Below are 23518 nucleotides of genomic sequence, written 5' to 3' on the forward strand. Positions count from 1 at the left end.
GTCAGCCGGCTACCAGCTTCACCACCTGGTCGTTGCCGTAGTCGGTGACGTAGACGTTGCCGGCGTCGTCCACCGCCACGCCCCTGGTGTAGCCGAGGCCCGTAACCGGCACGACGCTCTGCTGGTTGGACCGCGGCTCCAGCCGCACCACTCTGCTGCCGTCGGTGACGTAGACGGCGCCCTGCTCGTCGGCCGCCAACCCGGACGGGTCTTTCAGGCCGGTGAACGGGAGCACCTCCTGGCTGGTCGACCCCGGCGGCAGCTTCAGCACCCGGTTGTTGCCGGTATCGGCGACATAGACGCGGCCGGCCTTGTCCACCGCGACCCCCTTGGGCCGTTCGAGGCCGTTGAACTGCAACACGCTCTGGCTCGTCGACCCCACATCGAGCTTGAGCACCCGGTTGTTGGAGGTGTCGGCGACGTACACGCGGCCCGCCGCGTCCACCGCCAGGCCTTCCGGCCGGTTGAGCCCGTCGAACGGCAGCACGGTCTGGTTGGTGGTCCCCACATCGAGTTTCACCACACGGTTGCCGTCGGTGTCGGCGACGTAGACGTTGCCGTCCTTGTCGACGGCCAGCCCGTACGGTTCCTTGAGGTTGGTGAACGGCAGCACGGTCTGGGTGGTCGTCCCGGACTCCAGCTTCAGCACCCGGTCGTTGTCGATGTTGGCGACGTAGACGTTGCCGGCCGGGTCCACGGCCACACCCTCCGGGCCGGTCAGCCCGGTGAACGGCAGCACGGTCGGCCGGTACGTTTTCGGCGCGGCCGACGGCTGGGCGTGCAGCTCACCGCCCGTCGAGGCCACCCGCCACACGACGACGCCGACGGCAGCGAGCACCAGTAGCGCCACCACACCGACGACCAGCGGCAGCAGCCTGGAGCGCCGCCACGGCGGCGCAGCGGCCTCGTCTGAGTAGAAGTCCAGGTTGGGAATCGGGTCGGGGAGGCGGCCGCCGCCGCGCCGGGCGGCGATGACCTTGCCGAGGTCGCTGGCCCGGCGAACCATCGTGGGAGCCTCCTGGCCGGCCGCGAGCGCATCCCGGGCCGCGCGAGCGAGATCGCCCGCCGTCGCGAACCGCTGCTGCGGATTCTTCGCCATCCCGCGCGCGACGACAGTGTCGAACCGCGGAGAAACGGCATGCGGCCGCGCCAGGCTGGGCTTCGGCGGCGGGGCGGTCAGGTGGGCCTTGATGACCTGGCCCACCGTCGTCGCGGTGGGAAACGGCCTGTCGCCGGTCAGGATTGTGGCCAAAACCGCGGCGAGCGAATAGACGTCGGCGCGACTGGTCACCGGCCCTTCGTCAAATCGCTCCGGCGCCATATACGCATAGGAACTCGCCGTCGGCCCGGGCGCGCTCAGTGTCGGGTCGGCGATGCCGAGACCGAGTAGGTATGCGTCGCCGTCGTCGGTCACAACGATGTTCTCCGGCTTGACATCCCGGTGAATCAGCCGACGGGCGTGTGCGGCGTCGAGAGCCGCGGCGATCTGCTCGATGATTGCCACCGCGCGTACGGGATCGATCGGCCCGAACGTGCTCACGAGCGATTGGAGAGTCTCCCCCGGCACCCATTGCGTCACGACATAGCACCGGCCGTCGATCTCGCCCCAATCAAGCACCGGAATGACGTGCGGTTCCTTTAGCTCCGACGCAACGTCCAATTCACGGAAGAACCGCTCGCGATCCACGGTCGGCGGCAGCAGGGTGAGGCCGACCGTACGGTCTTTGGCCGTATCTATTGCCTCGTAGACCTGGCCTACGCCGGTGTGGCGAAGCAGCGCGCGGATCTTGTAGCGGCCGAATTGGGTCCCGACCGGTGCAATGCCGGGCTGCTCACCCATGTTCCAAACTGTAGCCTTCACCGGGCCGTAATCACGCTCAGAGCATCGCGGGCGATGGCCAGTTCTTCGTTGGTCGGGATGACCAGCACGGCAACGGGTGAGCCGTCGGTCGAGATCCGCCGCGCGCCGCGAGCCGGCTCGAGGTTGCGCTGCTCGTCGATCTCGATGTCCAGTGCCGCAAGGCCGCTCAGCGCGTCGCGACGCACCGACGCGGCGTTCTCGCCGATCCCGGCGGTGAAACTCACGACATCGGTGCGGCCCAGCACCGCCAGGTAGGCGCCGACGTACTTGCGCAGCCGGTGGATGAACACGTCGTAGGCCAATTGTGCTGAGCTGTCGCCTGATTCGATCATTTCGCGTAGCCGGCGAAAATCACGCTCACCGGCCAGCCCCAGCACCCCGGAGCGATGGTTGAGCACCGACTCGATCTCGTCGACGCTCATGTTCGCCTCACGACACAGGTAACCGATGATCCCCGGGTCGATGTCGCCGCTGCGGGAGCCCATCACCAGGCCTTCCAACGGAGTCAGCCCCATCGAGGTGTCGACGGGCCGGCCTCCCGCGATCGCCGACGCCGACGCGCCGTTACCCAGGTGCAGCACAATCTGATTCAGAGTCCTTAGCGGTCGGCCCAGGAATTTGGCCGCCTGCTCGCTGACATAGCGGTGCGACGTGCCGTGGAAGCCGTACCGGCGGATCTGCCACCGCTCGGCCAGTTCGCGCTCGATCGCATAGGTCGCCGCGGCGGGCGGCAGGTCGTGGAAGAAGGCGGTGTCGAACACCGCAACGTGCGGAACGTCGGGCAGCAGCTTGCGCGCCACCTCGATGCCGGCGACGGCCGGGGGGTTGTGCAATGGGGCCAGCGGCGACAGCTCTTTGAGCTCGGCGATCACCGCGTCGTCGAGGATGGTGGGCCGATAGAAATCCTGACCGCCGTGCACCACCCGGTGCCCGACTGCCGCGAGCCGGTCGAGGTCACCCAGCTGTTCGAAGGCATGTCGCAGCGCGGCATCGTGGTCGGGAAACTCCGACCCACGCTCGCCGATCTGCTCGACGAGGCCGTCCGCGCGAGACTCGCCTGAATCAGGTTGGAGCAGCTGGTATTTCAGCGACGACGAGCCAGAGTTGATCACCAAGACAAGGGTCATGAGCCCTGCGCCTGGATCGCCGTGATGGCAACGGTGTTGACGATGTCTTCGACCAGCGCGCCGCGAGACAGGTCGTTCACCGGCTTGTTCAAGCCCTGCAGCACCGGGCCGATCGCGATAGCGCCGGCGCTGCGCTGCACCGCCTTGTAGGCATTGTTACCGGCGTTGAGATCGGGGAAGATCAGCACGGTCGCACGCCCGGCGACCGCCGAGTCGCGCATCTTGGTCGCCGCGACCGACGGGTCCACCGCGGCGTCGTACTGGATGGGTCCCTCGACCAGCAGCTGAGGCGCCCGGCTGCGCACCAATTCGGTTGCCGCCCTGACCTTATCGACACCGGCGCCCGCGCCCGAGTCGCCGGTGGAGTAGGACAGCATGGCCACCCGCGGCTCGATACCGAACCGTGCCGCGGTGCGCGCCGAGCTGATCGCGATGTCGGCGAGCTGCTCGACCGTCGGGTCCGGGACAATCGCACAGTCGCCGTAGGCCAGCACCCGATCCGGCAGGCACATCAGGAAGATCGACGACACCGTGGACACGTCCGGCGCGGTGCGGATGATCTCGAACGCCGGCCGCACGGTGTGCGCGGTGGTGTGCGCCGCACCGGACACCATCCCGTCGACCAGGCCGTTGTAGACGAGCATGGTGCCGAAGTACGACACGTCGCGCATCACCTCGCCCGCCAGGTCCAGGGTGACGCCCTTGGCGGCGCGCAGCTCCGCATACTGGTGGGCGAATTTTTCGTGCAGCTCGCTGGTGCGTGGGTCGAGCACAGTGGCGTTAGACAGGTCGACGCCGAGTTCTGCTGCGCGGGAACGGATCTCGTTCTCGTCGCCGAGGATCGTCAGGTCGGCCACCCGGCGCTGCAGCAGCCGCCCGGCCGAGCGCAGGATGCGATCGTCGTCGCCCTCGGGCAGCACGATGTGCTTGCGGTCGGAGCGGGCGCGGTCCAGCAGCTGGTAGGTGAACATCTGCGGCGTGGTGACGGTCGGGATCGGAATCGCCAGCCGTGCCACCAGTTCGGCGACGTCGACGTTGCGTTCCATCAGGGCCAGCGCGGTGTCGATCTTGCGCTGCGCGCCGACCGTGATCCGGCCCCGCGCAGAGGCGACGGCGCTGGCGGTGTCGTAGGTGCCCAATGTGGTCGCGATGATCGGCAACCGCAGCCGCAGCCCGGACACCAGCGCGGCGATCGACGGGTGCAGCTCGAAGCCGCCGTTGAGGATGATGCACGACAGTGACGGAAAGCCTTCTGCCGCATGGGCACTCGCCACCGCCAGCACGACGTCGGAGCGGTCACCGGGGGTGATCACCGCGACCCCGTCGGCGAGGCGCTCGAGCACATGGTCGGCGGTCATCCCGGCGACCACCACACCCATCGCTTCGCGTCCCATCAGCGCGTCGTCGCCGGATAACAGCGTTCCACCCACCGCCTGTTGCAGGTCGGCCACCGTCGGCGCGACCAGCAGCGGCTCGTCGGGCAGCACATAGGTTTTCGGTTCGAACGCGCTCAACGCCTTGGCGACCGCGGTCATTTGCGACGGGTCGCAGCGGTTGGCCACCACTGCCGCGGTGTGGGCGTGCTGGGCGGCCAGTTCGGCCAGGCAGATCTCGACAACCTGGGCGACCTCGTCGGGAGTGCGGCCGCGGGCTCGTACGGTCAGGACCACGGGGGCGCCGAGGTTGACGGCGATGCGGGCGTTGACGGATAGCTCCGCCGGCGCCGCAACGTCGTTGTAGTCGCTGCCGACGATGACGACCGCATCGCACTGGTCGGCGACCGCGTGGAACCGGTCGACGATCTCGGTGAGCGCGGCGTCGGTGTCCTCGTGCAACTGCTGGTAAGTGACCCCGACGCACTGCTCGTAGGACAGGTCGGCGGTGGCGTGCGCCAACAGCAGTTCGAGGATGTAGTCGCGCTCGTTACCCGCCCGCACGATCGGCCGGAACACCCCGACCCGGGCCACGGTCGCGGCCAGCAGGTGCAGCACCCCCAGCGCGATCGTCGATTTGCCGGTGTCGCCTTCCGGCGAGGTGATGTAGAGACTCGGCACGTCAGCCCAGTCGCCGCAGCCTTGGCGCGAGATCCTTCTCGAATAGTTCCAGGAACCGGCGCTGGTCGTGGCCGGGCGCGTGGAACACCAGGTGGTTGAGGCCCCAGGTGACGTACTGGCCGACCTTTTCGACGGCCTCGTCGGGATCCGAGGCGACGATCCAGCGCTTGGCGACCTGCTCGATGGGCAGCGCGTCGGCGGCCTTTTCCATCTCGATCGGGTCGTCGATGGAATGCTTCTGCTCGGCGGTCAGCGACAGCGGCGCCCAGAACCGGGTGTTCTCCAGCGCGAGCTTGGGGTCGGGGTCGTAGGAGATCTTGATCTCGATCATCTTGTCGATATCGTCGACCGATCTGCCCGCGCCCGCTGCTCCTTCCAAGACCGCCGGGATCAGCTTGTCCTTGTAGAGCTCCTCGCCCTTGCCGGAGGTGCAGATGAAGCCGTCGCCGGCCCGGCCCGCGTACTTGGCCACCGCCGGGCCGCCCGCGGCGATGTAGATCGGCACCCCGCCCTCGGGCACGTCGTAGATCGAGGCGCCCTTGAGCCGGTAGTAGTCGCCGTCGAAGTCCACGCGGTCGCCGCGCCACAGTTCGCGCATCAGCCGCACCGACTCCCGCAGCCGGGCGAAGCGCTCCTTGAACTCCGGCCACTCACCCTCGTAGCCGGTGGCGATCTCGTTCAACGCCTCGCCGGTGCCCACGCCCAGGAAGATGCGGCCCGGATACAGGCAGCTCATCGTTGCGAACGCCTGGGCGACGACGGCTGGGTTGTACCGGAAAGTCGGGGTGAGCACCGAGGTGCCCAGCGTGATCCGCTTGGTGCGCTCACCGACCGCGGTCATCCAGGCCAGCGAGAACGGGGCGTGCCCGCCCTTGTGCCGCCAGGGCTGGAAATGGTCGCTGACGGTGGCGCTGTCCATGCCGTGCGCTTCGGCGGCGACCGCCAGCTCGACGAGTTCCCGCGGCGCGAATTGTTCGGCCGACGCCTTGTATCCCAGTTTGAGTTCAGCCACGGTGTCGTTTCTACTCCCCCAGCCCTCGGGCGACCCGCCGCGCCCGGCTCCGCCGCGCTTGCGATCGCCCGGTGCCTAAACTCGCGGGCATGGCACCGGCGCTGACGGCGATCACGGAAAAGGTGCACCTCGCGCAGGGCGAGGCGGTCAACTGGCTGCTGGTCACCGACGATGCCGGAGTGATGCTGATCGACGCCGGGTATCCCGGTGACCGCGACGACGTGCTCGCCTCGCTGCGCGAGCTGGGGCACCAGCCCGGCGATGTGCGGGCGATTCTGCTCACACACGCCCACATCGACCATCTGGGCTCGGCGATCTGGTTCGCCAAGACCCACGGCACGCCGGTGTACTGCCATCCCGACGAGGTGGGCCACACCAAGCGGGAGTATCTGGAGCAGGCGTCGCCGCTCGACGTCGCACTGCGGATCTGGCGCCCGCGCTGGGCGCTGTGGGCCGCGCACGTGGTGCGCAACGGCGGGCTGATCCGCGAGGGCATTCCGTCGGCGCAGCCGCTGACGGCGGAAGTGGCCGCCGAGTTGCCCGGCCACCCGATGGCCATTCCCACTCCCGGGCACACCGGCGGACACTGCTCGTATCTGGTCGACGGCGTGCTGGCCAGCGGCGACGCGCTGGTCACCGGTCATCCGCTGCTGGCGCACAGCGGCCCGCAGCTGTTGCCGGCGGTGTTCAGCCACAACCAGGACGACTGCGTGCGCAGCCTGGCCGCGCTGGCGCTGCTGGACACCGAGATCCTGGCCCCAGGCCACGGCGACCTGTGGCGCGGCCCCATCCGTGACGCTACCGACAAAGCGACCGCGCTGGCTCAAGGCCACTGAGCGCGATCACAATTCGATCACAGTGAACATCACAGTCCCCTAAGAATTCTCACGATTGCACCGCGGCTCTGGTCGATCGCTTACCGACGACCGCCACACGTGCACCATTGTTCACACCAGCCGCCGGTTGCGCACTGCGGCACCGGTTTTCGCGTACTTCACGCCGAATTGGCTTCGCGTACTTTGGGCGTCGGGCCGGCCCAAGGTGACGGCCCGCCCGCTTGAGCAGGAGGCGGGCTTTCCTGCCAATGTGCAACTCCAAGGAACAAACAATGATGAGAATTCATGCTGCCTGCTTGCTGCTGGGCGGTCTGGCCGCAACGACGATCGCGGCGCCGACGGCATCGGCGGCTCCCGACTGCAGCCCCGCGGGCGTGCAGAACACCGTCAACTCGGCGACCGGTTCGGCCCGCCAGTACCTCGACGCTCACCCGGATGCCAACGCGGCGGTGACGGATGCGTTCACCCGGCCGCGTCCGGAGGCGTCGGCCACTTTGCGCACCTATTTCACTGCGCACCCGCAGGAGTACTACGACCTGCGGGGCATCCTGGCGCCGATCGGTGACACCGAGCGGCAGTGCAACACGACCGCACTGTCACCCGAGCTGGAGTCGGCCTACCACGAATTCATGGCCGGCTGACCGCGCAGGCGGGGGCATGCCGGCACATCTGCCGGTGTGCCCCCTCGCCGCGTCGCCATCGCCATCGGACGCGCCTAAACGGTCCAGTTTGGGGGTATTCGAAGATGATGCCGACGACAATCGTGTCCACCAATATCTACGCCCACGCGATGAGCGAGGCCTATGAACGCCTCGAAGGGCTCGGCTACGAACGCGGCGACGGCATGGAGCTGGCCAATCACGGCCCGATGGGCGCCGAGGCGCTATCCACCCTAGGGTTTGCCGACGAGGTTGCGTCCTGGGTGGAGGATTACAAGCGCAGCGTGACCCACCACGATCCGCCACAACCGCGGTTCGGCATCGATCCATCAGATGAGCAGTCTTGGCGTCAGGCCCTGGGTGAGTTGGACCGCGCCGGCGACTGGGAAGAAATGTTCGCCCGCGAACTCAACGAGCGGCCGTGGCGTGACGTCCTCAGCCAATGGTGGCCGCGACTCTTACCGGGGTTGATGGCCGGATTGACCCACGGACTTATCCGCACCGCGCATGCGGTGCGGTGTCTCGCCGCCTCGGATCAGCCGAAAGTGCTTGCCGTCAAGGAACTCTCACGCGGACTGGCGTACTGGGCCGCTCGATACCAAGCGTTGCCCGGCGAGGTGGCGCTCACGGGCCGGCGCGCCGTGCCCGACGCCGTCAACGGGCTGGCCCGGATGTCCCCCGACGGTCCCCTGGGTGGTGCGCGGCTTGCTCGTCTGCGAGACCATCCCGGCTACGCCGAGGCGTTGCGCGCATTGACACCGCTGGACGCGGGGCATCGCCTCAGTGAAATGACGACCACCTTCGCCGGCGTCTACCTGGCTCATCCGGAGGCGCCGCCGGTGCCGCTGATCCACGGCGTGACAGCTCCGGCAGCCATGCGGATCGTGTTGGCCGAGCTTCCCGACAACCAGCACGCCGGCGCCGTCGCGGCCATGTGGCGAGTCCATCTCGCCCTGTTGCTGATGTTCACCAGTGAGGTTGGTGCCGAGCCGGAAAGCCTTGCGGCTGCGTCTGATACGGAGTTGCTTTCGTGGCACGAGCTGTTCGAGCGCGCCCTTGTGAACGGCGATGAGCACGTCGTCAAGTTCACCGAGGCCTGCTACCGGGAAAACGCCATCCGGCCCGACCCGCGGTTCGCCGCGGCCGTGCAAGCTGCCCAGCACCGGATCCCGCCTCGCGCGCTCGGCGGGGGTGCCGCGACTGTTACCAGGAGGTAGTCAATGCACATCCAAGTCATCGTGGGCAGCGTGCGGGAAGGCCGGCGAGCCAAACCAGTGGCCGACTGGGTCTGTGCGCAGGCAGCATCCCGGCAGGATTGCTCGGTGGAGTTGGTCGACCTCAAGGACTGGGACCTGCCGATGATGAGCCTGGCCAAGCCGCCGATTCTCGGCGACTATGAAGACCCGCTGCAGCAACGGTGGGCGCAGCAGGTATCCCAAGGTGACGGCTATATCTTCGTTACTCCCGAATACAACCACGGGTATTCGCCCGCGTTGAAGAACGCGCTCGACTATCTGTATGCCGAATGGGCACGCAAGCCAGCCAGTTTCGTCACCTACGGCGGTGTGGCCGGGGCGCGCGGCGTCGAACAGCTGCGGCTTGTCCTGATTGAGTTGCGGATGGCGCCGCTGCGCGATGCACTGCATATCAACGGAATCGGCAACAAACTCAACGACGGCGTTTTCAACGGCGATACCAACGACATCTCACAATTGAACACCGCGATTGATGACTTGCTCTGGTGGAGCCGTGCGCTGAGTGCGGCCCGCGTAAGCGACTAGGAGGGTCATGTCTCGCAACGAAAGTTTTCAACAGGCCGCCGAACGCATCTACCACGATTGGGACAAGGCACTGAGCGACGAGGACGTCGACGGACTGCTTGCACTTTATGCTCCGGAGGTCGTCTTCGAGAGTCCCGCCGTGCCGCTGACCATGGGCACGGAGTCGGGGGTGTGCCACGGACTCGACGAGTTGCGTCCGGTGCTCGAGCAAGTGGCCGCACGCAAGCCGCCGTTGCGGACCTACTACCGCACGGGCTATCTCACCGACGGCGCGCACACCATGATGTTCGAGTACCCGCGCGCTACACCCGACGGCGAGCAGATGGATTTCGTCGAGGTGATGGAGATCGCCGACGGCCTGATCCAGCGCCACTGCGTGTACTGGGGCTGGCGCGGCGTCAAGGTCATCCAAGACGACGCCTACCACAAGTAACCACCACCCGAAGGACGGCGAATCATGAAGGCACGGATCAAAAGCCCGGCGATGTCAGTACCGGGCGTGTTCGAAGCGATGTCGAAACTGGGAGCCGCCGCAAAGACCGCCGGCATTCCCGAGACCACTCACTTCCTCATCCATACGCGGGCCAGCCAGATCAACGGCTGCAGCGTGTGCGTGGACATGCACTCCCGCGAGCTCCGGCACGCCGGTGAGCCGGACGAAAAGATCTTCACGGTCGCGGCATGGCGGGAGGCGCCGTACTTTACCGACGCTGAGCGGGCCGCGCTCGCGCTCACAGAAGCCGTCACCCGGCTTGCCGACCGTCCCGACCCGGTTCCCGACGAAGTGTGGGACGAAGCCGCACGCCACTACAGCGAGGAGCAACTCGCCGCGCTCGTGGTCTCGATCGCGACCATCAACGCGTGGAATCGCCTGAACGTCGCGACCAGGCAGCCCAGCGGCGACTACGTCGAGCAGCTCATCGGTACACCAGCCCGCTGAGTCGCCACGCCAGCGCGCGTCGGGCGCCGGGAACAGCGGAAGCCAGGCTGATCGCCGCGTTGCGTGCCGGGCGTGCGATACGCGGAAGCGTCGCGAGTCGAGTCAACCGGTCGGTGAGTCGCAGCACCTGTTTGGCAATCGGCCGTCGCGCCTTACCGAAGTCGTCCAACAGATCGTCAGAGGCCCCGCCGAGGACACGGACGAGTACGTCGGCCAACACCGTGGCGTCTTGGATACCCAAATTCATGCCCTGTCCGCCGGCCGGGCTGTGCACATGGGCGGCGTCACCGACCACCAGCACATGGCCCGCCCGGTAGCTGTCCACCACCCGATGGTGAATTCGAAACTCTGAGGCCCAGATCGGGTCTCCGACAACCTGCAGCCGTCCCGGACCGAAGGCGCGAGTGTCAAGCAGCCGCTGGAAAAACTCGGCGCTCAGCGGCGGCGACTGGTCACTGACCGGGGCGACGATCCGGTGCACACCGCCGGGCAACGGCACCAGAACCAAAAGACCCGCCCCCGCGAAAAACAGCACAATCTCGTCGGCCGGCGCGCCGCCCTGCAGATGGACATCGGCAAGGGCAAACGACTCGCTGTATGCGTGGCCGCGGTAAGCGATGCGCGCTTGATCTCGCACCGTGCTGTGCATCCCGTCGCAGCCGACCACGTAACGTGCGCTGACTGAATCACCGTCGTCGAACGTTGCGACCGGACCCTGCTCACCTTCGCTGACGGCGGTGACGGCGGTGGGCCGCAGAACCTCGGTACCAACCTCGGCGAGCCTGTCGAGCAGTACCTGTTCGGTCGCGGCCTGCGAAATCGTCAGCGTGTAAGGGTATTTCGTCGGCAGCGCACTGAAATCGATGGGCATGAGGATCTGATCGCGCTGACGGATGGAGAAACGCGGAACGTGAATGCCCTCCTTGGTCAGGCGCGCACTGACGCCGAGCCCTTCGAGCACTTCGAGCGTGCGGGCGGCGATAGCGACAGCCCGCGACGTGTTGGCGCCCGCCGCCAGACGGTCTACCACCGTGACATCCACGCCCTGCTGGGATAACGCCGTGCTAAGCGTCAGGCCCGTCGGGCCCGCGCCGACAACCAGCACGTCAGTGGTGTTCATCGCAAACCCCCTTGTGTCATCCGGGGTCTACGTTCCACCGTACGAGCCGTGCGGGGTCGACGCTAGTCGTTCGTCAGGTGCTCGCGCAGCGTCGTGCCCGTGTACTCGGTGCGGTACACACCACGTTCCTGCAGCAACGGGACCACCTGGTCGACGAAGTCGTCCAACCCGTGCGGGGTCAGGTGCGGAACCAGGATGAAACCGTCGCAGGCGTCGGCTTGCACGTAGCGGTTCATCTCGTCGGCGATCTGCGACGCGGTTCCGACGAACTGCTGCCGGCTGGTGACGGCGATGACCAGCTCGCGGATCGAAAGGCCTTCCGCCGCAGCACGTTCGCGGTAGCGACGCGCCACCGCGACCGGGTCGCCGTGACGCACCCGGCCCTGGGTGATGCTGGTGTCACCGGTCGGGTCGACGTCGGGTAGCGGGCCGTCGGGATCGTAAGCCGACAGGTCACGGCCCCACACCTGCTCGAGCATCGCGATCGCTGTCGGACCGCTGACCTGTTGGCGACGGATGTGGTGCGCCTTTTCGGCGGCGTCCGCGGCACTGTCGCCCAGCACGAACGTGGCAGCGGGAAACACCTTGAGCTCGCCAGGGTTTCGGCCAGCCGCTGCCGCGCGGCCCTTGACGTCAGCAGTGTAGCGCTGGCCGTCCTCCAGCGACCCGTGCAGGGTGAACATCGCGTCGGCGTGCCGGGCGCCGAACGACCTTCCCTCGTCGGAGTCGCCGGCCTGCAACAGCACCGGCTGGCCCTGCGGCCCCGCGGGCAGTGTGGCCACCCCACGCACGTCGAAGTGCTCGCCGTGGTATTCGACGGTTTTGATGCGGCTCGGGTCTACGTAGATGTTGTCGGCTATCACGGCATCCGGCTGCCAGCTGCCCCAAAAGGACTGGGCCACGTTAAGGAATTCCTCCGCCCGACGGTAGCGGTCAGCGTGGTCGAGGAATCCGCCGCGCCGGAAGTTGGCGCCGGTGAACGCGTCTGACGAGGTGACGATGTTCCAGCCCGCCCGGCCGTCGGACAAATGATCCAAGGTAGCGAATTGCCTTGCTACTTCGAAGGGTTCGTTGAACGTGGTGTTGATCGTGCCGGTCAGCCCGATCCGGTCGGTGACGGCGGCCAGCGCGGCCAGCACGGTGAAGGTGTCCGGCCGGCCCACCACGTCCAGGTCGTAGATCCGGCCGCGGTGCTCGCGCAACCGCAAACCTTCGGCCAGAAAGAAGAAGTCGAACAGCCCTCGCTCGGCGGTGCGGGCCAGATGCACGAACGACTCGAACTCGATCTGGCTGCCCGCAGCCGGATCGGCCCACACCGTGGTGTTGTTGACGCCGGGGAAATGTGCGGCCAGGTGGATCTGTTTCACTGGTACCAGCGCTTTGCGATCAACTCGTGAGAACGCAGCCGGTCCTCGTGCCGGTAGGTGACCGACGTGATGACGAGTTCGTCGGCGCCGCTGACCCGTTGCAGCGCCGTCAGCCGCTCGGCCACCTCGTCCGGGTTGCCGACGAATTGCGTTGCCAGCCGGTCGTTTACCACCGCTAGCTGCTCGTCGGTCAGCGGCGGGCATTCGTCGGGGTTGGGATAGGGCACGGCGCCGTCGCCGACGCGGATGGAGTACACCCAATGCCCGTAGCTCGAGGCCAAGTGTCGCGCGGTGGCGCTGTCGTCGGCGACGACGATGTCCGCCGAGATCACCACGTAGGGCTGCGACAGCATCTCCGACGGCTTGAATGCGGCGCGGTAGGCGCCGACGGCGTCCAGCGCGGTGGCCGGGGTGAGGTGGTAGCTGGCCACGAACGGCAGGCCCAGCGCCCCGGCGACCTGCGCGCTTTTGCCCTTGCTGCTGCCGAAGATCCACGGCGTCAAGCCGCTTCGTTCACCGGGGACCGCGTGCACGTCGAACCCGTCGACCCGGTAGCTGCCGTCCAGCATTGCGATGATGTCGCCCAGTTGTTCGGCGAAGTCGGGTGCGACAGCCTCGGGCTGCTGCAGGATCGCCATCGTGGCCTGCACGCGTTCCTTGTTGAGCACGGTGCGCAGGTCGAACGGCGGCGGCACGACGACGCCGTCGATTTCGCGCCACTCGCGGGGCGTTTCGGTCTTGGGCCGCGGCTTGCGGGGTTTGTCCGGCCTGATGCGGCGCTGCCCGGAGCGGCCCACGCCGAGGTCGATGCGGCCGGGATGGAATGCCTCGAGCATGCCGAAGCTCTCCACCACCGCAGCGGCCGTAGTGTGGCTGAGCTGCACGGCTGCCGTGCCGACCCGAATCGTGTTGGTGGCAGCGGCAATCTGACCCACCAGCACCGCCGGCGCCGAGCTGGCCACGCCGACGAAGTGGTGTTCGGCGACCCAGTAGCGCCGAAAGCCCCACTGCTCGGCGTGCTGAGCCAAGTCGATCGTGTTGCGTAGCGCGGTGACCGCGTCGCTGCCGGCGCTGATCGGCGCCAGATCGAGGACTGACAGCGGGGCCCCAGTCATTGACGCACCGCCGCGTAACGATTGGGCGCCACCGGCAAGCCGAGCCGTTCGCGCAGCGTCTCGCCGTCGCGATAGCCGGTGCGGAACCGTTTCGCGCGCTGCAGCGCCGGCACCACCTCGTCGACGATCACCGGCAGGTCCGTAGCGTTGACCGCTGGCCGCAGCCGTGCGCCCTCGATGCCCATCGCCTGCCAGCCCAGTAGCAGATCGACCAATTCGGTTGGACTTCCGGTGAATACGAGCGCGTCGGATCTGAAGGTGTCGCCGCCGAACGAGACGACCACGTCCGCATAGATTTTCAGCCGCGCGTCTACCTCGTCGAGTATCCGGCGCAGCCCGTCGTCGTCGATGGGTGTGATGAACACGAGATCGGCGCTGACGGCGGCGAATTCGTAGATGCGGGAAGCGTGGGCAAGGGCTGCGACCACCGGCTGGCCCTGCGGTGGTCGCGGCGTGATCGAAGGCCCTTTGACCGAGAAATACTTTCCGGTGAAGTCGATGTAATGCAGCTTGTCCCGGTCGATGTAGCGCCCGGTCGCGACGTCGCGGATCACCGCGTCGTCCTCCCAGCTGTCCCAGAGCAGGCGCACCACCTCGACGAAATCGGCGGCCTCGTCGAACAGGTCGCCGGAGAGATCGCGACGGCCGAACAGCGCCGCTTCGTGCGCTGTCGCGCTGACCCGGGCCTGCCAGCCCGCCCGCCCGTGCGACACAAAGTCGAGGGTGGCGATGGCCTTCGAGACGTGGAACGGCTCGGTGTGGGTGACAGTCGCGACCGGTATCAGGCCGATGTGCCGGGTGGCCGGCGCGACACGGGCAGCGAGAAGAACCGCGTCGGCCCGGCCAGCCAGCCGCCGGGGATCGATGGCCTCGCGGCGGCCGGGCTGCGGCATCAGCGTATCGTCGATGGTCAGAAAATCCAGCGACCCCCGTTCGGCGGTGGCGGCCAGGTCAGCCCAGTATCGGCCGGACAGCACCGATTCCGCGGGAACTGTGCTGCGCCATGCCTGCGGATGCCAGCCGTAGCCGTCGAGCGCGACGCCCAGGTGCAGCTGTTCGGTCATGACAGCCACTTCTCGAAGGCGATCGGATGAAACTCGCCCCAGGAGGGCAGCGGCTCGTCGAGCCGGGTGTAGCCGATCGTGCGGTACAGGCACTCTGCCTCGGGCTGGCGGTTGCCGGTGATCAGATACACCCGCCGGTATCCGCGGGCGGCGGTCGTGGCTTCCAGCGCGGCCAACAGTTCCTTGGCGTAGCCGCGCCGGCGGTGGGCGGGGTCGGTCCAGATCCGCTTGAGCTCGGCGGTGTCGTGGTCGTAGCGCCGAAACGCGCCGCCGGTGACGGGCACTCCGCCCACCACGCCGATCATCAGGCCGCCGTCGGGCGGCGCGAACTCGTCAGCTGGCACGCGCAGCCAGGTCAGGTGCCATTCAGGTGTGCCGCCGTAGCGCTGCGCATACTCGGCCGCCAGGCCGACGAGCAGCGGCTGCGCCAGCGGGTCGTCCTGGTCCGTCGACACGAACTGAAAGGTTTGAGGCATCACCTAACTGTCTAACGTGGATTGCTCCGCCGCATTCCGGGACCGCCTTGCTGTCAACCGACGCCCCATCGGTCTCAAGACAGTCACCATGCGCGGGGATGTGCCGTTGTGCCCGCCTCCCAGCGACAACTCAGGTGCAGTACTGGTGATACGCCGCCGCGGTGTTCACGTAAGGGCACTTCTAGCTCCTCGGCCACTTTCGTCCCTGCGCAGGGCTGTGTTTCAGCCTGCCCGGCTACGCGCGACAATCATGGCAGTTGTCGCTGCGAGGCGGGCACATCGTCACATACCAAAGCTCCTGAGACGCTTGGGATTAGGGAGCCCGGCGGGAACCCGCCAACACCGCGGCGCGCCAGCCCAGCAACAGCAGCGCGGTAACCGTCGACGCCACCACCACAAAACTCGCGGCGACGCCGGCCGAACTCGCCTTGCGCAGCAACATCCCGACCACGACGGTGCTGATCCACACGACCACACCGGTCGGGACGACCGCGGTCGGCCGTCGCCAGCCCCGCGACAGCGCCCACCCCAGAATCGTGCCGATCAAAAACGGCCACGCCGTCGTCGCGACACCCGTCAGGTTGAGCCCTTCGTCGTGGCTGCGCCGCCCGACACCGCAGAACACCAGCACGCACACGACGTCGACGGCCAGCCACCTCAACCCGCGCATGTCGCGAACAGTACCGGCCCTTGACCACGCACTTGGTTGAATATAAATTCGTCCAGAATGAACGCTGATTCACTCTACGAGGACATCACCTACGAGATCGACGCGGCCGCCGCGGTCATCACGATCAACCGGCCGGAGCGCTACAACGCGTTTCGCGGCAAGACCGTCGAGGAACTCATCAAGGCATTCCGCGCGGCGTGGGCCGACACCCGGGTCTCGGCGATCATCCTGACCGGCGCCGGCGACAAGGCGTTCTGCACCGGCGGCGACGTCAAGCAACGCGCCGAGACCGGTGACTACGGGCCCACCGAGAGCGGCATGTTCGAAATCGGCTACTTGCACAAGCTGATTCGCGATGTGCCCAAGCCGGTGATCGCCGCAGTCAACGGCATCGCGGTCGGCGGGGGCCATGTGCTGCACGTACTGTGCGACCTGAGCATCGCCGCCGAGCACGCGACGTTCGGTCAGGCCGGCCCGCGGGTGGGGTCGTTCGACGCGGGCTTCGGGTCGGCGTATTTGGCCAGGGTTGTCGGCGAGAAGCGGGCACGCGAGATGTGGTTCCTGTGCCGCCGCTACGACGCCGCCACCGCCGAACGCTGGGGCCTGGTCAACTATGTGGTGCCCGCGGAGAAGTTGATGACCGAGGCCAAGGCCGTCGCCGCCGAGATCGCCGAGAAGAGCCCGACCGCGCTGCGGTTCCTCAAGCACTCGTTCAACGCCGACACCGACCACCAGGCCGGTCTGTCCAACCTGGCCATGTCGGCGCTGGAGATCTTCGTGCACACCGACGAAGGTATGGAGGGTGCGCGGGCATTCGCCGAGAAGCGTCCGGCAGAGTTCGGGAGGTATGTGACGGCATGAAGCTTGCACTCGTCACCGGTGCCGGATCGGGAATCGGCAAGGCGATCGCGTTGGGCTTCGCCGCCCAAGGCGATCAGGTCATCGCCGCCGACCTCGATCTCGCGGCGGCTCAGGCCACCGCCAAGGAATACCCCGAGCTGATCACCGCGCTGCCGGTCGACGTCGCCGACCGCGCCCAGGTGGATGCCCTGCGCGATCAGGCACCTGGGGCGCCCAACGTCGTCGTCAACGCCGCCGGCTGGGACCGCACCGACCAATTCCTCAACGCCACAACCGAATTCGCCGAAAAGGTGGTGGCCATCAACTACCTCGGCCCGGTGCACGTGTGCAGCGCGTTCCTGCCGGGCATGATCGAGGCCGGCGGCGGCGGACGCGTGATCAACCTCGCCAGCGACGCCGGACGGGTCGGCAGCGCGGGCGAAACCATCTATGCCGGCGCCAAGGGCGGCGTCATCGCGCTCACCAAGTCGCTGGCCCGGGAAATGGCCCGCTACCAGATCACCGTCAACTGCGTGTGCCCCGGACCGACCGACACCCCGTTGTTCGCGGCCCAGCCGGAAAAGCTGAGAGAGGCTCTGGTCAAAGCGATTCCGTTTCGCCGGCTGGCCCGCCCGGAGGAGGTCGCCGCCCCGGTGCTGTTCTTTGCCTCCGATGCCGCGTCGTTCATCACCGGCCAGGTGATCAGCGTCAGCGGCGGCCTTACGATGGCCGGATGATGAGCTTCGACCCGCTCGACCCACTGAACCTGGACACGTTGCTGTCCGACGACGAGATCGCGGTGCGCGACACGGTCCGGCAGTTCTGCGCCGAGCACGTCACCCCGTACGTCGCCGACTGGTTCGAGGCCGGCGACCTGCCGGTGGCCCGCGAGCTGGCCAAGCAGTTCGGCGAACTCGGTCTGCTGGGCATGCACCTCAAGGGCTACGGCTGCGGCGGCGCGTCGGCGGTGCACTACGGGCTGGCCTGTACCGAACTGGAGGCCGCCGACTCGGGCATCCGGTCGCTGGTGTCGGTGCAGGGGTCGCTGGCGATGTTCGCGATCTGGAACAACGGCTCCGAGGAGCAAAAGCAGCAATGGCTGCCCGGCATGGCCGCCGGCGAGCTGCTGGGCTGCTTCGGGCTGACCGAGCCCGACATCGGCTCCGACCCGGCGGCGATGAAAACCCGTGCGCGACGGGATGGTTCGGACTGGGTGCTCAATGGCCGCAAGATGTGGATCACCAACGGCACGGTAGCCGATGTCGCGATCGTGTGGGCAGCCACCGACGACGGTATCCGCGGGTTCATCGTCCCCACCGACACACCGGGTTTCAGCGCCAACACGATTCACCACAAGCTGTCGCTGCGAGCCTCGATCACGTCCGAGTTGGTGCTCGACGACGTGCGCCTGCCGCACGACGCCATGCTGCCCGAGGCGAAAGGCCTGCGGGGGCCGCTGGCGTGTCTGTCCGAAGCGCGCTACGGCATCATCTGGGGCTCGATGGGCGCCGCGCGCTCGGCCTGGCGGGCCGCGCTCGACTACGCCACCCAGCGCACCCAATTCGGCCGTCCCATCGCGGGTTTCCAGTTGACCCAGGCCAAGCTCGTCGACATGGCGGTCGAACTGCACAAGGGCCAGCTTCTCTCGCTGCACCTGGGCCGGCTCAAGGACAGCGTCGGGTTGCGGCCCGAGCAGGTCAGCTTCGGCAAGCTCAACAACACCCGCGAGGCAATCGAGATCTGCCGTACCGCACGAACCATCCTGGGCGGCAACGGGATATCGTTGGAATACCCCGTCATCCGGCACATGGTCAACCTGGAATCGGTGCTGACCTACGAGGGCACCCCGGAAATGCACCAGCTGATCCTCGGCCAGGCCATCACCGGCATGGATGCGTTCCGATGACCCTGACCTACACCGCCGAGCATCGCCAGTTCCGGGAGCTGGTACGCGATTTCGTGCGGCAAACCGTCGTACCGGCTCACGAGGCCTGGGAGAAGGCCGGCTGCGTGGACCGCTCCCTGTTCGTCGAGGCCGGCAAACTTGGGCTGCTTGGGTTTTCGGTGCCTGAGGAGTTCGGCGGCCCCGGTGTCGACGACTTTCGCTACAACGCCATCCTGGTCGACGAGCTGCAGCGGGCCGGGGCGGCCGCCGAGGCCGTCGGCCTGTCGCTGCAGAACGACATCGTGCTGCCCTATCTCACCGACCTGACCACCGCCGAGCAGAAACAACGCTGGCTGCCGGGCGTGGTGACCGGCGAGACGATCATCGGCATCGCGATGACGGAGCCGGGCGCCGGCAGTGATTTAGCGGGGATCCGCACCACCGCAGTGCGCGACGGCGACACCTACGTGGTCAACGGCGCAAAGACCTTCATCTCCAACGGGCAGATCGGCGACTTGTTCGTCGTCGCCGTCCGCACCGGCGCCGACCGGCACAAGGGCCTGTCGCTCCTGGTCGTCGACCCCAACACGCCGGGTTTCTCCCGCGGCCGCAACCTGGAGAAGATCGGGCTGCACGCCCAGGACACCAGCGAGCTGAGCTTCACCGACATGCGGGTTCCGGTCGAAAACCTGCTCGGGGAGGAAGGCCGCGGCTTCTATCAGCTGATGAACAACCTTCCCCAGGAACGGCTTTCGCTGGCTGTCGGTGCAGTCGGCGCGGCCGAAGGGGTACTGGCCGAGACGCTGGAGTACGTGCGCGGCCGGCAGGCGTTCGGTTCCCCGATCGCCAACCTGCAGAACACCCAATTCGTGATCGCCGAGCTGGCCACCGAAATCGACATCGCACGAACCTATCTCGACGACTGCATCGCCGCGCACCTGAACGGCGAACTCACCGCCGCGCGCGCCGCCCGGCTGAAATGGTGGACCACCGAACTGCAGGTGCGCGTCGCCGACCGCTGCCTGCAATTGCACGGCGGATACGGTTACATGCGCGAATACCCGGTGTCGCGGGCGTTCGTCGACGCCCGCATCCAGACCATCTACGGCGGAACCACCGAGATCATGAAGACGATCATCGCCAAGGACCTGGGCCTCTGAGATGGCCACCGACTTCGCCGACCTGCCGGTCGAGGAGGCCGTGCGCGCCGCCCGGACCAGCTCGCGGCGACGCCAACTCCTCGACGCCGCTGTCAAAGTCATGGGGCAGAAGGGCTTTCACCAGATGTCCATGCAGGACCTGGCAGCCGAAGCCAACGTCAGCGTCGGGCTGATCTACAAGTACTTCGGCGGCAAGGAGGACCTGCTGCTGGCCACCATCGTGCGCATCCAGGACGCGTTTCGCGACCAGCTCGCGCCGGTGATGGCGGCCGCCGGTGACGACCCTGTCGATCAACTGGCCGCCGGCATCCGCCGCTACATCGAGATCGTCGACGAAAACCTCGACGCGGTGGTGTTGACCTACCGGGAGAGCCGCACCCTGGATGCGGCGGGGCGCGCGCAGATCAAGGAACTCGAGATCGCCACCGCCGCGCCGCTGCGCGCGGCGATCGAAAAAGGCGTTGCCGACGGCAGCTTCGTCGACGTCGACGTCGACCTGGTGGTGTTCGACATCATGCTGCTGGCGCACGGATGGGCCTTGAAACAGTGGCATTTCGGGCCGAACTACAGCCTCGACGACTACATCCGCCTGCAGACTCGCCACGTGCTCGGCTCGCTGACCGCGCACTAAGCCTTTCCGAAGGCCAGCGCAACGTTGTGGCCGCCGAAACTGAACGAGTCCTTGATCGCGTAGCGGTAGCTGCCCGTACGCGGCTCCCCCGCAACGATGTCCAGGTCGATTTCGGGATCGAGGTTGTGCAGGTTCCGCGTCGGCGGGATGACGCCGTCGCGCAGCGCCAACACCGTCAGGATCGACTCCACCGCGCCTCCTGCACCGATGGAGTGACCCAGCGCCGCCTTCGGCGCGTACACCGCCGGCCGATGGGCACCGAACGCGTTGGTCATCGCCTTCCCTTCGGCCAGGTCCCCGACAACGGTGCCGGTGGCGTGTGCGTTGACGTGGTCGATGTCGGTCGGGCGCAGCCCGGCGAGCTGGATCGCCCGCGTAATCGCCTGCCCGGCCCGCAGACCGTTGGGGTCGGGCGCCACGATGTGGTAGCCGTCCGAGGTGATGGCCGCGCCCATCAGCCGGGCCAGGATCGGCGCGCCGCGGGCCTTCGCGTGGTCCTCGCGTTCGACGACGAGCAGTGCCCCTGCTTCGCCGAACACGAAGCCGTCACGGTCCTTGTCGAACGGGCGACACGCGCCGGCGGGATCGTCGTTGTTCGTCGACAGGATGCCCATCTGGCTGAACGCCGCGAGGGGCACCGCCTCGATCCGGGTCTCGACGCCGCCGCAGATCGCGATGTCGGCCTCGCCCAGGACGATCTGCTGCCAGGCCCGGGCGATGGCCTCGGCCCCGGAGGCGCAGGCCGACACCGGGGTGATGATCCCGGCCCTGGCCTTGCGTTCCAGCCCGACCCACGCGCTACCCGAGTTGGGCATCATCATCAGCACGCCGACCGGGTTGACGGCCTTCAGGCCACGCGCGCGGATGTCGTCGTAGCCGAAGACCATTTCCTCGGTCGAGCCCATCGCGGTGCCGATGGACACCATCAACCGGTTGGGATCGACCTCGGGCGAGCCGGCGTTCGTCCACACTCGCCGGCCGAGCACGACGGAGATCTTCTGCAGAAACAACATCCGCCGAAGCTCCACCCGGTTCAGCTCGGCGTCGAAATCCTCGAGCAGATGCCCGCCGATGCGCACCGGCGCGTCGAACTGCTCGACGAACGGATCGTCGAGCTTGCGGATGCCACTCTGACCGTCCAGCAGCTTTTTCCAGGTGCCGTCGACATCGGTCGCCAGGGCTGTCGTCATTGCGACGCCGGTGACGACGACATCGGGGAAACCATCGCCCGTCGAGAAACTGGCTACCGCGCTGCTTCCTTCCATTCCAGGCCTTTCCTTGGACGTTCCGCCCCATCCGAGTACCCAAGGTGTAGTACCCACGACCGTAAACCTGCTTGCGCATCACGCTGTAGACACGCCGCGGAACCGGCGGTACCGTATACCGCAGGTATCGGGAAGCGAGTCGCCTTATGCACGCTGAACGTCCACAACTCCATCCGCCGCGCTGGGCACCGAGCTTCGTCCGCTGGCAGCACACGAAGATCGGCTGGATCAAATCGTGGAGATTGGCGCTGGCCGGTATCTGGGCGGGCTACCGGCACACCATCTTCGACTACGCCGCCCGGCTGCCCGGCCAGGACGACATCATCGTGGCGCGTGCCCCGCTGGCCAAGTTCGTCGTCGTGCGCAACCCCGACATCGCGCGCCATGTCCTGGTGTCCAACCAGGACAACTACGCCAAAAGCGCCGAATACGACCTTCTGGCAGTGGCTTTCGGGCGCGGACTGGTCACCGACCTGAACGACGAGCTCTGGCAGCGCAACCGCCGGCTGGTGCAGCCGATCTTCGCCAAGCGCAACGTCGACGCGCTCGCCCCGCAGATGACCGCGGCCGCCGTCGCTGCCGCCGAACGGTGGGAGGAACGTGCCGGCCAGCCGCTCGATATTGCGGCCGAGATGAACTACATCACGATGGATGTCATCGCCCGCACCATGTTCGGCATCGACCTGACCGGCGAGCTGGCCGAGCAGATGCGCGTCGACTTCGCGCGCCTGCTAACGATTTTCGGCTACGGATTCATCGGCGGCGGATCACGGCCGCTGCGCTGGATTGCCGACCGGCTCCGCTCGCCGCGGCTGGCTATCAATGCATTGCGCTGGGAGGCAGCGATATTCGCGCCGCGCACGGTGCTGGGACTGCGCCGCATCGAACGTTTCCTCGATCGTCTGATCGCCGACTACCGCAGCGGCAAGCTGGTGGGGACCGACAACCTGCTGGCCCTGCTGATGGCCGCCGAGGACCCGGAAACCGGCTATCGCTACAGCGACTTGGAGATCCGCGACGAGCTGATGACCTTCCTGGGTGCCGGCTTCGAAACCACCGCAGCCGCTCTGGCCTGGACGTGGTACCTGCTCAGCGAAAACCCGGATGCCAGAACCGAACTCGGGCGCGAACTCGACGAGGTGCTGGGCGGCCGCGAACCCACGGCAGACGACGTCGACAACCTGCCGTGGACGCAGGCGGTGGTCGCCGAGGCGATGCGCCGCTACCCGCCGATCATGGGGTTGGCCAGGGTGGCAAGGGGCGACGACGTCCTGGGCGACTACCCGATCACGGCCGGCACCACCGTCGCCGTCCTCATCCACGGCGTCCACCACAACGAACGCTTCTGGAGCGACCCGTACACGTTCGACCCGGCGCGGTTCTTGAAGGAGAACTTCGAGCCCCGGCAGCGCCGCGCCCACATCCCGTTCGGCGCGGGCAAACGGATGTGTGTCGCGTCCGGCTTCGCCACCCTGGAGGCCACTCTGATCGTCGCCACGTTGGCCCAGCGCTTCGAGCTCGACCTGGTTCCGGGCCAGCGGTTGCGCCGCGAGCTGACGTTCACCGGCGGTCCCGATGGCGCGCTGCTGATGTCGCCGAAATTGCGTCGCCACGAACGAGTCTCCAAACGGGCCTAACCGCGACGCTTTCTGGGT

The 23518-nt window shown here is 67.2% G+C and carries 23 protein-coding genes; 12 read left to right on the forward strand and 11 right to left on the reverse strand.

Annotation, left to right across the window (positions count from 1 at the left end):
• Position 1: 1 nt before the first annotated feature.
• The 4 genes from G6N47_RS05315 to fgd are packed head-to-tail and all read right to left on the reverse strand — an operon-like array spanning position 2 to position 6054.
• Entirely contained in the window at positions 2-1840 is a 1839-nt protein-coding gene (locus G6N47_RS05315) for a serine/threonine-protein kinase PknD (protein ID WP_083133815.1), read from the reverse strand.
• Positions 1841-1857: 17 nt separating this feature from the next.
• Positions 1858-2988 (reverse strand): acetate kinase, encoded by a 1131-nt coding sequence (locus tag G6N47_RS05320; protein ID WP_083133816.1) that lies wholly within the window; start codon positions 2986-2988, stop codon positions 1858-1860.
• Positions 2985-5042 carry a phosphate acetyltransferase gene (gene pta, locus G6N47_RS05325; protein WP_083133817.1) on the reverse strand — a complete coding sequence of 686 codons (2058 nt, stop codon included), beginning with the start codon at positions 5040-5042 and terminating at the stop codon, positions 2985-2987. The genes G6N47_RS05320 and pta overlap by 4 nt, the downstream gene beginning before the upstream one ends.
• Before the next feature lies 1 nt (position 5043).
• Positions 5044-6054, reverse strand: a complete 1011-nt coding sequence (gene fgd / locus G6N47_RS05330) for a glucose-6-phosphate dehydrogenase (coenzyme-F420) (protein WP_083133818.1) — start codon at positions 6052-6054, stop codon at positions 5044-5046.
• Positions 6055-6143: 89 nt separating this feature from the next.
• On the opposite strand from fgd, the gene G6N47_RS05335 reads away from it, so the two are divergent.
• From G6N47_RS05335 to G6N47_RS05360, 6 genes are all read left to right on the forward strand, one after another.
• A complete protein-coding gene (locus G6N47_RS05335) occupies positions 6144-6890 on the forward strand; it encodes an MBL fold metallo-hydrolase (RefSeq protein WP_083133819.1) in 747 nt (248 codons plus the stop codon).
• A gap of 275 nt (positions 6891-7165) precedes the next feature.
• Entirely contained in the window at positions 7166-7531 is a 366-nt protein-coding gene (locus G6N47_RS05340; protein WP_179966428.1) for a heme-binding protein, read from the forward strand.
• Positions 7532-7758: 227 nt separating this feature from the next.
• Positions 7759-8766 carry a questin oxidase family protein gene (locus tag G6N47_RS05345; protein WP_308206277.1) on the forward strand — a complete coding sequence of 336 codons (1008 nt, stop codon included), beginning with the start codon at positions 7759-7761 and terminating at the stop codon, positions 8764-8766.
• A 3-nt stretch (positions 8767-8769) separates the two neighbouring features.
• Complete coding sequence (locus G6N47_RS05350) at positions 8770-9330, forward strand: NADPH-dependent FMN reductase (RefSeq protein ID WP_083133821.1); 561 nt, start codon at positions 8770-8772, stop codon at positions 9328-9330.
• Positions 9331-9337: 7 nt separating this feature from the next.
• Positions 9338-9763, forward strand: a complete 426-nt coding sequence (locus G6N47_RS05355) for a nuclear transport factor 2 family protein (protein ID WP_083133822.1) — start codon at positions 9338-9340, stop codon at positions 9761-9763.
• A 24-nt stretch (positions 9764-9787) separates the two neighbouring features.
• Positions 9788-10270: a carboxymuconolactone decarboxylase family protein gene (locus tag G6N47_RS05360; RefSeq protein WP_083133823.1), complete on the forward strand. Its 483-nt coding sequence runs from the start codon at positions 9788-9790 to the stop codon at positions 10268-10270.
• Here the strand turns inward: G6N47_RS05360 and G6N47_RS05365 are convergent.
• The 6 genes from G6N47_RS05365 to G6N47_RS05390 form a co-directional block, all read right to left on the reverse strand.
• Complete coding sequence (locus G6N47_RS05365) at positions 10248-11390, reverse strand: FAD-dependent oxidoreductase (RefSeq protein ID WP_083133824.1); 1143 nt, start codon at positions 11388-11390, stop codon at positions 10248-10250. The two genes, G6N47_RS05360 and G6N47_RS05365, sit on opposite strands and share 23 nt — an antisense overlap.
• A 62-nt stretch (positions 11391-11452) precedes the next feature.
• Positions 11453-12766 carry an NtaA/DmoA family FMN-dependent monooxygenase gene (locus G6N47_RS05370; protein WP_083133888.1) on the reverse strand — a complete coding sequence of 438 codons (1314 nt, stop codon included), beginning with the start codon at positions 12764-12766 and terminating at the stop codon, positions 11453-11455.
• Complete coding sequence (locus G6N47_RS05375) at positions 12754-13872, reverse strand: LLM class flavin-dependent oxidoreductase (protein WP_083133825.1); 1119 nt, start codon at positions 13870-13872, stop codon at positions 12754-12756. The genes G6N47_RS05370 and G6N47_RS05375 overlap by 13 nt, the downstream gene beginning before the upstream one ends.
• Positions 13869-14936, reverse strand: coding sequence for an LLM class flavin-dependent oxidoreductase (locus G6N47_RS05380; protein ID WP_083133826.1), 1068 nt, complete (start codon positions 14934-14936; stop codon positions 13869-13871). Before G6N47_RS05380 ends, G6N47_RS05375 begins: the two co-directional genes overlap by 4 nt.
• Positions 14933-15412: a GNAT family N-acetyltransferase gene (locus tag G6N47_RS05385; protein ID WP_083133827.1), complete on the reverse strand. Its 480-nt coding sequence runs from the start codon at positions 15410-15412 to the stop codon at positions 14933-14935. Before G6N47_RS05385 ends, G6N47_RS05380 begins: the two co-directional genes overlap by 4 nt.
• A gap of 313 nt (positions 15413-15725) precedes the next feature.
• Positions 15726-16082, reverse strand: a complete 357-nt coding sequence (locus tag G6N47_RS05390; protein ID WP_083133828.1) for a DUF3054 domain-containing protein — start codon at positions 16080-16082, stop codon at positions 15726-15728.
• A 57-nt stretch (positions 16083-16139) separates the two neighbouring features.
• Here G6N47_RS05390 and G6N47_RS05395 point away from each other — a divergent pair, with 57 nt between their 5' ends.
• The 5 genes from G6N47_RS05395 to G6N47_RS05415 are packed head-to-tail and all read left to right on the forward strand — an operon-like array spanning position 16140 to position 20598.
• Positions 16140-16943: an enoyl-CoA hydratase-related protein gene (locus G6N47_RS05395; RefSeq protein WP_083133829.1), complete on the forward strand. Its 804-nt coding sequence runs from the start codon at positions 16140-16142 to the stop codon at positions 16941-16943.
• Positions 16940-17659: an SDR family NAD(P)-dependent oxidoreductase gene (locus tag G6N47_RS05400; protein WP_083133830.1), complete on the forward strand. Its 720-nt coding sequence runs from the start codon at positions 16940-16942 to the stop codon at positions 17657-17659. The genes G6N47_RS05395 and G6N47_RS05400 overlap by 4 nt, the downstream gene beginning before the upstream one ends.
• Positions 17656-18828 (forward strand): acyl-CoA dehydrogenase, encoded by a 1173-nt coding sequence (locus tag G6N47_RS05405; protein ID WP_139799671.1) that lies wholly within the window; start codon positions 17656-17658, stop codon positions 18826-18828. Before G6N47_RS05400 ends, G6N47_RS05405 begins: the two co-directional genes overlap by 4 nt.
• Positions 18825-19967, forward strand: coding sequence for an acyl-CoA dehydrogenase family protein (locus G6N47_RS05410; RefSeq protein WP_083133832.1), 1143 nt, complete (start codon positions 18825-18827; stop codon positions 19965-19967). The genes G6N47_RS05405 and G6N47_RS05410 overlap by 4 nt, the downstream gene beginning before the upstream one ends.
• 1 nt (position 19968) lies before the next feature.
• Positions 19969-20598, forward strand: a complete 630-nt coding sequence (locus tag G6N47_RS05415; RefSeq protein WP_083133833.1) for a TetR/AcrR family transcriptional regulator — start codon at positions 19969-19971, stop codon at positions 20596-20598.
• Here the strand turns inward: G6N47_RS05415 and kasB are convergent.
• Complete coding sequence (gene kasB / locus G6N47_RS05420) at positions 20595-21863, reverse strand: 3-oxoacyl-ACP synthase KasB (protein ID WP_083133834.1); 1269 nt, start codon at positions 21861-21863, stop codon at positions 20595-20597. The genes G6N47_RS05415 and kasB overlap by 4 nt on opposite strands.
• A gap of 146 nt (positions 21864-22009) precedes the next feature.
• Here kasB and G6N47_RS05425 point away from each other — a divergent pair, with 146 nt between their 5' ends.
• Positions 22010-23500: a cytochrome P450 gene (locus tag G6N47_RS05425; protein WP_083133835.1), complete on the forward strand. Its 1491-nt coding sequence runs from the start codon at positions 22010-22012 to the stop codon at positions 23498-23500.
• Positions 23501-23518: the final 18 nt, after the last annotated feature.

It is taken from the genome of Mycobacterium branderi (assembly GCF_010728725.1).
GTDB classification, from domain to species: Bacteria; Actinomycetota; Actinomycetes; order Mycobacteriales; family Mycobacteriaceae; genus Mycobacterium; species Mycobacterium branderi.

What these genes read in the sequence shown, in the direction of transcription:
- G6N47_RS05315 (WP_083133815.1), bottom strand. Translation starts at nt 1,840, where the DNA reads ATGGGTGAGCAGCCCGGCATTGCACCGGTCGGGACCCAATTCGGCCGC.
- G6N47_RS05320 (WP_083133816.1), bottom strand. Translation starts at nt 2,988, where the DNA reads ATGACCCTTGTCTTGGTGATCAACTCTGGCTCGTCGTCGCTGAAATAC.
- G6N47_RS05335 (WP_083133819.1), top strand. Translation starts at nt 6,144, where the DNA reads ATGGCACCGGCGCTGACGGCGATCACGGAAAAGGTGCACCTCGCGCAG.
- G6N47_RS05340 (WP_179966428.1), top strand. Translation starts at nt 7,166, where the DNA reads ATGAGAATTCATGCTGCCTGCTTGCTGCTGGGCGGTCTGGCCGCAACG.
- G6N47_RS05345 (WP_308206277.1), top strand. Translation starts at nt 7,759, where the DNA reads ATGGGCGCCGAGGCGCTATCCACCCTAGGGTTTGCCGACGAGGTTGCG.
- G6N47_RS05350 (WP_083133821.1), top strand. Translation starts at nt 8,770, where the DNA reads ATGCACATCCAAGTCATCGTGGGCAGCGTGCGGGAAGGCCGGCGAGCC.
- G6N47_RS05355 (WP_083133822.1), top strand. Translation starts at nt 9,338, where the DNA reads ATGTCTCGCAACGAAAGTTTTCAACAGGCCGCCGAACGCATCTACCAC.
- G6N47_RS05360 (WP_083133823.1), top strand. Translation starts at nt 9,788, where the DNA reads ATGAAGGCACGGATCAAAAGCCCGGCGATGTCAGTACCGGGCGTGTTC.
- G6N47_RS05365 (WP_083133824.1), bottom strand. Translation starts at nt 11,390, where the DNA reads ATGAACACCACTGACGTGCTGGTTGTCGGCGCGGGCCCGACGGGCCTG.
- G6N47_RS05375 (WP_083133825.1), bottom strand. Translation starts at nt 13,872, where the DNA reads ATGACTGGGGCCCCGCTGTCAGTCCTCGATCTGGCGCCGATCAGCGCC.
- G6N47_RS05380 (WP_083133826.1), bottom strand. Translation starts at nt 14,936, where the DNA reads ATGACCGAACAGCTGCACCTGGGCGTCGCGCTCGACGGCTACGGCTGG.
- G6N47_RS05385 (WP_083133827.1), bottom strand. Translation starts at nt 15,412, where the DNA reads ATGCCTCAAACCTTTCAGTTCGTGTCGACGGACCAGGACGACCCGCTG.
- G6N47_RS05390 (WP_083133828.1), bottom strand. Translation starts at nt 16,082, where the DNA reads ATGCGCGGGTTGAGGTGGCTGGCCGTCGACGTCGTGTGCGTGCTGGTG.
- G6N47_RS05395 (WP_083133829.1), top strand. Translation starts at nt 16,140, where the DNA reads ATGAACGCTGATTCACTCTACGAGGACATCACCTACGAGATCGACGCG.
- G6N47_RS05400 (WP_083133830.1), top strand. Translation starts at nt 16,940, where the DNA reads ATGAAGCTTGCACTCGTCACCGGTGCCGGATCGGGAATCGGCAAGGCG.
- G6N47_RS05405 (WP_139799671.1), top strand. Translation starts at nt 17,656, where the DNA reads ATGATGAGCTTCGACCCGCTCGACCCACTGAACCTGGACACGTTGCTG.
- G6N47_RS05410 (WP_083133832.1), top strand. Translation starts at nt 18,825, where the DNA reads ATGACCCTGACCTACACCGCCGAGCATCGCCAGTTCCGGGAGCTGGTA.
- G6N47_RS05415 (WP_083133833.1), top strand. Translation starts at nt 19,969, where the DNA reads ATGGCCACCGACTTCGCCGACCTGCCGGTCGAGGAGGCCGTGCGCGCC.
- kasB (WP_083133834.1), bottom strand. Translation starts at nt 21,863, where the DNA reads ATGGAAGGAAGCAGCGCGGTAGCCAGTTTCTCGACGGGCGATGGTTTC.
- G6N47_RS05425 (WP_083133835.1), top strand. Translation starts at nt 22,010, where the DNA reads ATGCACGCTGAACGTCCACAACTCCATCCGCCGCGCTGGGCACCGAGC.